Source organism: Maricaulis sp. (assembly GCF_048270265.1).
Lineage (GTDB): Bacteria > Pseudomonadota > Alphaproteobacteria > Caulobacterales > Maricaulaceae > Maricaulis.
Genome location: NZ_JBLWTD010000009.1, coordinates 76,710 through 84,117, shown reverse-complemented (window position 1 = coordinate 84,117; position 7,408 = coordinate 76,710). Strand labels below are relative to the sequence as shown.

The following is a 7,408-nucleotide window of genomic DNA, read 5'->3' as shown; positions in this document are numbered from 1 at the left end:
CCAGACTTGTCAGCAGGGGCGGCGTTGTGAGATCGGTCATGGGATTTCCTGGCAAATGGCATGACGCTCGCCATGCCCGGTGGGATTGATCGACAGGAGTATACTGCGCCCATGCCCGATTATGCGATGCTCGATGACACGGACGCGGCCAGCCTGGCCGGTTTCGATCTGATCGTCGATGTCCGCTCGCCATCGGAATTTGCCGAGGACCATCTGCCCGGCGCGATCAATCTGCCTGTCCTGAACGATGATGAGCGCGTGCGCGTCGGCACGATTTACAAACAGGTCTCCACCTTCGATGCCCGCCGTGAGGGCGCCGCCCTGGTGACCCGCAATATCGGCCATCATCTCGAGACCGCCCTGGCCGGGCTGCCGCGCAAATCGCGCGTATTGCTCTATTGCTGGCGCGGCGGCATGCGCTCGCGCTCGATGGCGCTGGTGCTGTCTGCGGTGGGCTGGAAGATATCCCTGCTGCGCGGCGGTTATCGCACCTGGCGCCGCGAAGTCGTGGCACAGCTGGAGCATTCGGAAGCCCCGCTGCCCTTCATCCTGATCGATGGCCAGACCGGCACCGCCAAGACCGCCATCCTGCACCAGCTCGCCGCCAGGGGCGCGCAAGTGCTCGACCTGGAAGGCCTGGCCGTGCATCGCGGCTCAGCCTTTGGCGATTTTTCTGCCACGCCGCAACCGAGCCAGAAACGGTTCGAGACTCTCATCTGGCAGGAATTGCGGGCGATGGATCTGTCGCGGCCGGTCTATGTCGAGGCGGAATCCAACATGGTCGGCCGGCGACAGCTGCCATCGCGGATCTGGGCGGCCATGAAAGCCGCGCCCCGGATCGCGATCTCGGCGCCGGTCGCCGCACGCGCCGCCTATCTGGTCGAGGCCTATCCCGATCTGGTTGCGGACACCGCCAAGCTCAACGCCTCGCTCGACCAGCTCGCCAGCCGTCACGCCAAGACTCTGATCGCCAGCTGGCGCGAACTTCATGCGGCCGGTGAATACCGCCAATTGGCGGCCGAACTGATCTCGGCGCACTACGATGTCGCCTATAACCGGGCCCGCAAGCATCGCGAGGACGAGCCGGTTCTCACCCTGCGCAGCGACAGCCTCGATACCGGGGCGATTGCCCGCCTGGCCGAAGCGATTCTCGAGGCCGGCGTGAAAGCCTGACGGCGAGGATCAGCCGTCGGCGGACTGTTTCAGCGCGGCGGCCAGCATCCAGCGATACAGCCTGTCCATCAAACCCGAAGGCCGGTCGAGCGCCATGCGGGCCAGGGCCTCGTCATCGGTCCGGCCTTTCAGCGACAACAGCGCGCCGGCCAGGGCGAGACGCAGCGTCGAGACCGCCGAGGCGGAGGCATTGCTCATCAATTCCAGCGCCGGCATCAGGCGTTGCTCGACCGGGGTGAAATCGGTGCCGAAGGGGAAGTCGGGCAGATGGCCGGCCTTGCGGGCCCCGTCCAGGGTCGCGCGAATCCGTTCCGGGGTGTTGTTGCGGTAGCAGGCGGGGATTTCGTAATCCGCGGCGATCTTGCCGGCCTGTTTGGCGGTCGCGAGCAAGTCGTCCTGGAAGCGGGAATCGGCGATGTTGAGCAGGCTGGCGACCACATCCGCATCGGATTTGCCGCGCAGGTCGGCGATGCCGTACTCGGTGACGACAATATCGCGCCGATGCCGCGGGATCGTGGTGTGGGGATAGGACCAGACAATATTCGAGACCGTCTTGCCGCGCTTGGTGCGCACCGCATCAATGGTGATGATGAAACGCGCGCCGTCGAGGGCGAAGGCCTGTTCGGCAAAGTCGAACTGGCCGCCGACCCCGCTGACCACCTGGCCGTCACCGGTCGCATCCGAGACCACCGCACCGAGCAGGGTCACCATCATGGCGCTGTTGATGAAGCGCGCATCGACCCGCGCCCGCCGGCGCTCCTCCACGCCGCCATAGAGCGAATTGGTGAAGCTGACCGGTGACATCGCAAAGCGCCGCCGCCGTGCCTCGGGCAGGGTGCGCAGGGCGGTATAGAAATCGCGGCATTCCACGAAGAAGGCCGCATGGGCCACCGCGCCATCGACCTCGCGCTTGAGCACGCCGGCCTTTTCCAGCTGCAGGAAACCGTCAGTCAACATCTCGCTGGCGCCATAGAGTCCCGCCTCGAACGGCTGGTCCTCACAGGCCAGGGCTTCGCAATCGCCGGTGTGCAGGGCCGCGGAGAGCGGTCTGAAGGCATCGTTTTGGGCATGGCGCATAATCAGGCCCTGGGCGACGGCATCGCCGACAGCACCGATGCCGATCTGCAATGTGCCGCCATCGGGGACGAGACGCGCCACCTGCAGGCCGACCGCCTGCTGCGCCATGCTCACGGGCCGTTTGGGCGCGGAATAGAGCTCGAAATCCGTCGCGTCGCTCTCGAGTATATGGGCGAATTCCGACTCCGCGACCTCGGCCGCCGCGCCGCCCATGAAGGGCATCTGGGAATTGACCTGGCCGACAAACATGAAGTCCGCCCGCCCCTCGGCGCGTGCCTGGAGCAGGTCGGGCGTGATGTCGGGATTGCTGCCCAGGCTGTAGAGCGGCCCCGCCTCGCCGGTCTGTTTCGCGACCAGCTGGCCGACCACATTGACGCCGCGGTCGAGGATATAGCGCTGCGCGTCCGTATAATTGGCGCAGATATAGTTCTGCTGCGCCCGCGCGACGCCGCGCCAGCGTCCGGCGAGAAAGAAGAACTCGTCGACGCGGATATTGTCCGGCAGGGAGCCATCGCGCAGGGCCGCCGCATAGGTCAGCGGCGGATAGGCCCCGAACAGACGTTCCATCGCCGGCTCGAGAAAACGCCGCTCCAGCTCGCTGCCGAGCGCCGGGGTTTCCAGAGTCAGGGCCGTGAAGATCGTCAAATCGATTCCCGGATCGGCGATGGCCCGCGCCACCAGCGCGTTGACGATGTGGTTGGGCTTGCCGAGTCCGAGTGGCAGGGCGAGCACGATCTTGCGGCCAACCGTGGCGATGATCGCATCGGCGACGGCGTCCGGCTCGTCATGAAAACGGGGGGCGGATGGCATGGCAGGTCCTCGAACAAGGGATCAGACCAAACCTAGCGCAGCGCGCAGGCACACGCCATGCGGCGATTGCGGCAGGGCTGTGGGCGGGTCGGGCGATCATGTCTTGGAAGACAATGGCGGAGAGGGAGGGATTCGAACCCCCGGAACCTTGCGGTTCAACGGTTTTCGAGACCGCCCCAATCGACCACTCTGGCACCTCTCCGCGGGGAGGCGCTTTCTGTACCAGCCCGATGACAAAATCAAGAGGCGGAAACTGCCAATGCCAGCAGGCTTGTTGCTGTTGCCAGCGTTGACTCTGCCTGTGGCGTGCGTATAACGCCCGCTCCTGTCTGTGCAGCCCGCTGCGCGGACCGGTAATTGTTGAAACAACGCTCCGGGGATACGGGGTGAAGAAAAAGAGCCGCGCCATTGCCGGAAAAACCGGTGAAGGACGTTGCTGAACAAAGGAAACCGAGATCATGTTTGCAGTGATCAAGACCGGCGGTAAGCAGTACCGCGTTGCAGCCGGCGACGAAATTCGTATCGAGAAGCTCGAAGGCCAGCCTGGTGACACCCTGTCGCTTGGTGATGTGCTGATGCTGGGCAGTGATGAAGGCGTGACCGTCGGTTCGCCGGTGGTTGATGGTGCCCAGGTGATCGGCGAACTGCTCGACACCAACCGCGCCCGCAAGATCATTGTCTTCAAGAAGCGCCGCCGCAAGAATTACCGCCGTACCCAGGGCCACCGCCAGTGGGGCACGGTTGTGCGCATCGCCGAAATCGTGATGCCAGGCGCCAAGGCCAAGACAGCCCTGAAGACCACGACTGCGGCCCCGGCCGAAGCCGAGGCTCCAAAGGCTGCTCCGAAAGCCAAGGCTGCAGCGCCGAAGAAGGCCGCTGCGCCGAAGGCCGAAGCCAAGCCTGCTGCTGCCAAGAAGGCCGCTGCACCAAAGAAAGCCGCCGCGGATGACCTCAAGGTCCTCTCCGGCGTTGGCCCTGCCCTGGAAAAGAAGCTGCACGCTGAAGGCATCACCACCTTCGCACAGATCGCAGCCTGGACCCCGGCTGATGTTGAAGAGTTCGGCGAAAAGCTGAGCTTCAAAGGCCGGATCGAACGTGAAGGTTGGATCGAGCAAGCCAAGACGCTCGCTCAAGGAACGGAGGGCTAATCAATGGCTCACAAAAAAGCAGGCGGTTCATCCCGTAACGGTCGCGACTCCGCTGGTCGCCGCCTTGGCGTCAAGAAGTTCGGTGGCCAGGTCGTCATTCCGGGCAACATCATTATGCGTCAGCGCGGCACCAAGGTGAATCCGGGTGCCAATGTCGGCATGGGCAAGGATCATACCCTCTTTGCACTTACCGAAGGCCGTGTGGTTTTCGCCAAGAAAGCCAACAACAAGGCCTATGTATCGGTTCAGCCGATGGCAGACGCCGCTGAATAAACGGTTCGCACATATCGAGCCGTTCGCTGTTACCAGCGGGGCTCGACAGCGCAATCGCGCATCAGGGGAGACGGGTCACCGTCTCCCCTTTTGTTTGCCTCCCCGCAACCCAATGGAGACCATGATGGGTCCGCGGATCGAAACGACGAGATTGCTGCTGCGCCCGCCAGAGATGAGCGATGCGCCGGACATCGCCCGCTATGCCGGCGATTACGATATTGCGAAAATGACGATGCTGATCCCGCATCCCTATCCGGAGCCGGCAGCGGAAATGTGGGTGCTGATGCGCCTGGCCGGCTGGGACAAGACCGCCAACCGCCACCTGATCCTCCAGACGCGCGACGTGGATGGCGGCGAAATGTGCGGCATGGCGGGGGTTTTCAAGCGCTCGCCCGAGGCGGATTGGGAAATCGGCTACTGGATCGCCAAGCCTTTCTGGGGGCGCGGCCTGGCCACCGAGGCCGGGCAGGCCCTGATCGATTATGCCCGCGACGAACTGGCGGCACAGGCCGTCACAGCCGGCCATTATGACGACAATCCGGCGTCCGGCCGGGTACTGGAAAAGCTCGGCTTTCGCTATACGGGCGAGGCCTGCGAGCAATTCTGTCTCGGTCGGCTGGCTCGCGCCAATTGCCTGGATATGAAACTGGATCTGGCGGCGGCCTGAGGCCGGGCGCGGCAATGACGAGAAACGCTTATTTATACCGGGGAAACCGGTATAAGGGGCGCACACAATAGAGATTGTCCGATGAAATTCCTCGACCAGGCTAAAGTTTATGTCCGTTCCGGCAATGGCGGGGCGGGGTGTATGTCCTTCCGGCGCGAAGCCTTTGTCGAATTCGGTGGCCCCGATGGCGGCGATGGTGGCAAGGGCGGGGATGTCTGGGCCGAAGCCGTGGAGGGTCTCAACACCCTGATCGACTATCGCTACCGGCAGCACTTCAAGGGCGATACCGGGGGTCATGGCCATGGCCGCGACCGTTCGGGCAAGGGCGGCGAAGACGTCATCCTGCAGGTTCCGGTCGGGACGCAAATCCTCGATGAGGACAAGGAAGAAGTCCTCGCCGACATGACCGAGCTGGGCCAGCGCGTCTTGCTGGCGCGTGGCGGCGATGGCGGCCAGGGCAATGCCCGCTTCAAGTCGGCGACCAATCGCGCCCCGCGCAAATCCACCCCCGGCTGGCCGGGCGAGGAACGCTGGGTCTGGCTGCGCCTGAAACTGATCGCCGATGTCGGCCTGGTCGGTCTGCCCAATGCCGGCAAGTCGACCTTCCTCAGTGTCGTCTCCAAGGCGAATCCGAAGATCGCCGCCTATCCCTTCACCACGCTCTATCCCAATCTCGGCGTCGTCGATCTGGGCCCGGGCTCGCGCTTTATCGTGGCCGACATTCCCGGCCTGATCGAAGGCGCGCATGAGGGTGCCGGCATTGGCGACCGTTTCCTCGGCCATATCGAACGCTGCGCCTCGATCATCCATCTGATCGACGGCACGCAGGACGATCCGGTCGTGGCCTATCATACGGTGCGCAACGAGCTGGCGGCCTATGGCGGCGGCATTACTGAAAAGCGCGAAATCCTCGCGCTGAACAAGATCGACGCCATTCCCGAAGAGGAAGTCGAGGCCAAGGCGAAACTGCTCGAGGAGGCGACCGGCAAGAAGGTCATGCGCCTGTCCGGCGTCTCCGGTGACGGCGTGAAGCGGCTGTGTTCGGAAGCCTGGCGTATCGTCCAGCAGGTCCGTGCCGGCGTTGCCGAACCCGACGAGGAAGGCTGGACCCCGTGACACGCCCCGGCTTCGACGCGGCCCGCTGCATCGTGGTCAAGGTCGGATCGAGCCTGCTGCAGTCAGGACCGTCCGTCATTGACGCGATCGCAGACGATATCGCGTCGCTGGCCGGGCAGAACAGGCGTGTCGTGCTGGTCTCCTCCGGTGCCGTCGCCCTCGGCCGCCCGCGGCTGGGCCTCGGCGCCGGCTCGCTGACCCTGGAACAGAAGCAGGCCGCCGCCGCGGCCGGACAGCCCGTGCTGATCGGTGAGTGGGAGCGCGCCTTTGCCCGCCATGGCCGCCCCACGGCGCAGGCCCTGCTCACCCTCGACGTCACCGAATCGCGCCGCCACTGGCTCAATGCCCGCGCGACGCTGAACACCCTGCTCGATCTCGGCGCCGTGCCGGTGGTCAATGAGAATGACACCATCGCCACGGATGAAATCCGCTATGGCGATAATGACCGGCTCGCAGCCCGGGTCGCGCAATTGATCGGGGCGGACCTTCTCGTCCTGCTCTCGGATATCGACGGTCTGTTCGACCATGATCCGCGCACCCATCCCGGTGCGCGCCGGATCGGCGAGATCGAACGCATAGACGCCGCGATCCATGCCATGGCCGGCGGTGCCAATACCGAGACCGGTGTCGGCACGGGCGGTATGCGCTCGAAGATCCTGGCCGCCGAGATCGCCACCGCCTCGGGCTGCGCGACAGCCATCGGGCCCGGCGCCGCCGCCCGGCCCGTCCTGGGACTGGCGCAGCAGGAATGTGGCAGCTGGTTCCACCCGACCGGATCAGCCGTCAGCGCCCGTGCCGCCTGGATCGCAGGCGCTCACAGCCCGAATGGTGAAATCCGCATCGATGCCGGCGCCGCGTCAGCGCTGCAGGCTGGCAAATCGCTGCTGCCCGTCGGCACCATCGCCATCGAGGGTCATTTCGAACGCGGCGACGCAGTGCGCATTACCGGGCCGGACGGCGCGGCGATCGCGCGCGGGGTCAGCGGTTATAACGCCAGCGAGGCACGCCGGATTTGCGGCTGCAAGAGCAGCGAAGTCGAAGCGCTGCTGGGCTATCGCCGCGCTGCAGCGCTGGTCCATGCCGACGATATCGTGCTCGCCACTCCAGGCGGCGGCGCCCGTGGCTGAGCGCCGGTCCAGCCCCA

7 protein-coding genes and 1 tRNA gene are annotated in these 7,408 nt (G+C 64.9%); 6 read left to right on the top strand and 2 right to left on the bottom strand.

What is annotated here, in order from left to right:
• The first annotated feature begins 111 nt into the window (after positions 1–111).
• Positions 112–1,173: a tRNA 2-selenouridine(34) synthase MnmH gene (mnmH, locus tag ACN0YF_RS07135; protein ID WP_417493851.1), complete on the top strand. Its 1,062-nt coding sequence runs from the start codon at positions 112–114 to the stop codon at positions 1,171–1,173.
• A gap of 9 nt (positions 1,174–1,182) precedes the next feature.
• Here the strand turns inward: mnmH and ACN0YF_RS07130 are convergent, their stop codons facing one another.
• Positions 1,183–3,060: an acetyl-CoA hydrolase/transferase C-terminal domain-containing protein gene (locus ACN0YF_RS07130; protein WP_417493850.1), complete on the bottom strand. Its 1,878-nt coding sequence runs from the start codon at positions 3,058–3,060 to the stop codon at positions 1,183–1,185.
• Positions 3,061–3,174: 114 nt separating this feature from the next.
• A tRNA-Ser gene (locus ACN0YF_RS07125) sits at positions 3,175–3,262 on the bottom strand.
• Positions 3,263–3,518: 256 nt separating this feature from the next.
• Here ACN0YF_RS07125 and ACN0YF_RS07120 point away from each other — a divergent pair.
• The 5 genes from ACN0YF_RS07120 (at position 3,519) to proB (ending at position 7,391) form a co-directional block, all read left to right on the top strand.
• Complete coding sequence (locus tag ACN0YF_RS07120; RefSeq protein ID WP_417482697.1) at positions 3,519–4,208, top strand: 50S ribosomal protein L21; 690 nt, start codon at positions 3,519–3,521, stop codon at positions 4,206–4,208.
• Between the two features lie 3 nt (positions 4,209–4,211).
• Positions 4,212–4,481 carry a 50S ribosomal protein L27 gene (gene rpmA, locus ACN0YF_RS07115; RefSeq protein WP_417482696.1) on the top strand — a complete coding sequence of 90 codons (270 nt, stop codon included), beginning with the start codon at positions 4,212–4,214 and terminating at the stop codon, positions 4,479–4,481.
• The gene (locus ACN0YF_RS07110; RefSeq protein WP_417493870.1) at positions 4,444–5,148 is read left to right on the top strand and encodes a GNAT family N-acetyltransferase; all 705 of its coding nucleotides are present in this window, start codon (positions 4,444–4,446) and stop codon (positions 5,146–5,148) included. The genes rpmA and ACN0YF_RS07110 overlap by 38 nt, the downstream gene beginning before the upstream one ends.
• A gap of 81 nt (positions 5,149–5,229) precedes the next feature.
• Positions 5,230–6,264 (top strand): GTPase ObgE, encoded by a 1,035-nt coding sequence (gene obgE, locus ACN0YF_RS07105; RefSeq protein ID WP_417493849.1) that lies wholly within the window; start codon positions 5,230–5,232, stop codon positions 6,262–6,264.
• Positions 6,261–7,391: a glutamate 5-kinase gene (gene proB / locus ACN0YF_RS07100; protein ID WP_417493848.1), complete on the top strand. Its 1,131-nt coding sequence runs from the start codon at positions 6,261–6,263 to the stop codon at positions 7,389–7,391. The genes obgE and proB overlap by 4 nt, the downstream gene beginning before the upstream one ends.
• The last annotated feature ends 17 nt before the right edge of the window (positions 7,392–7,408 follow it).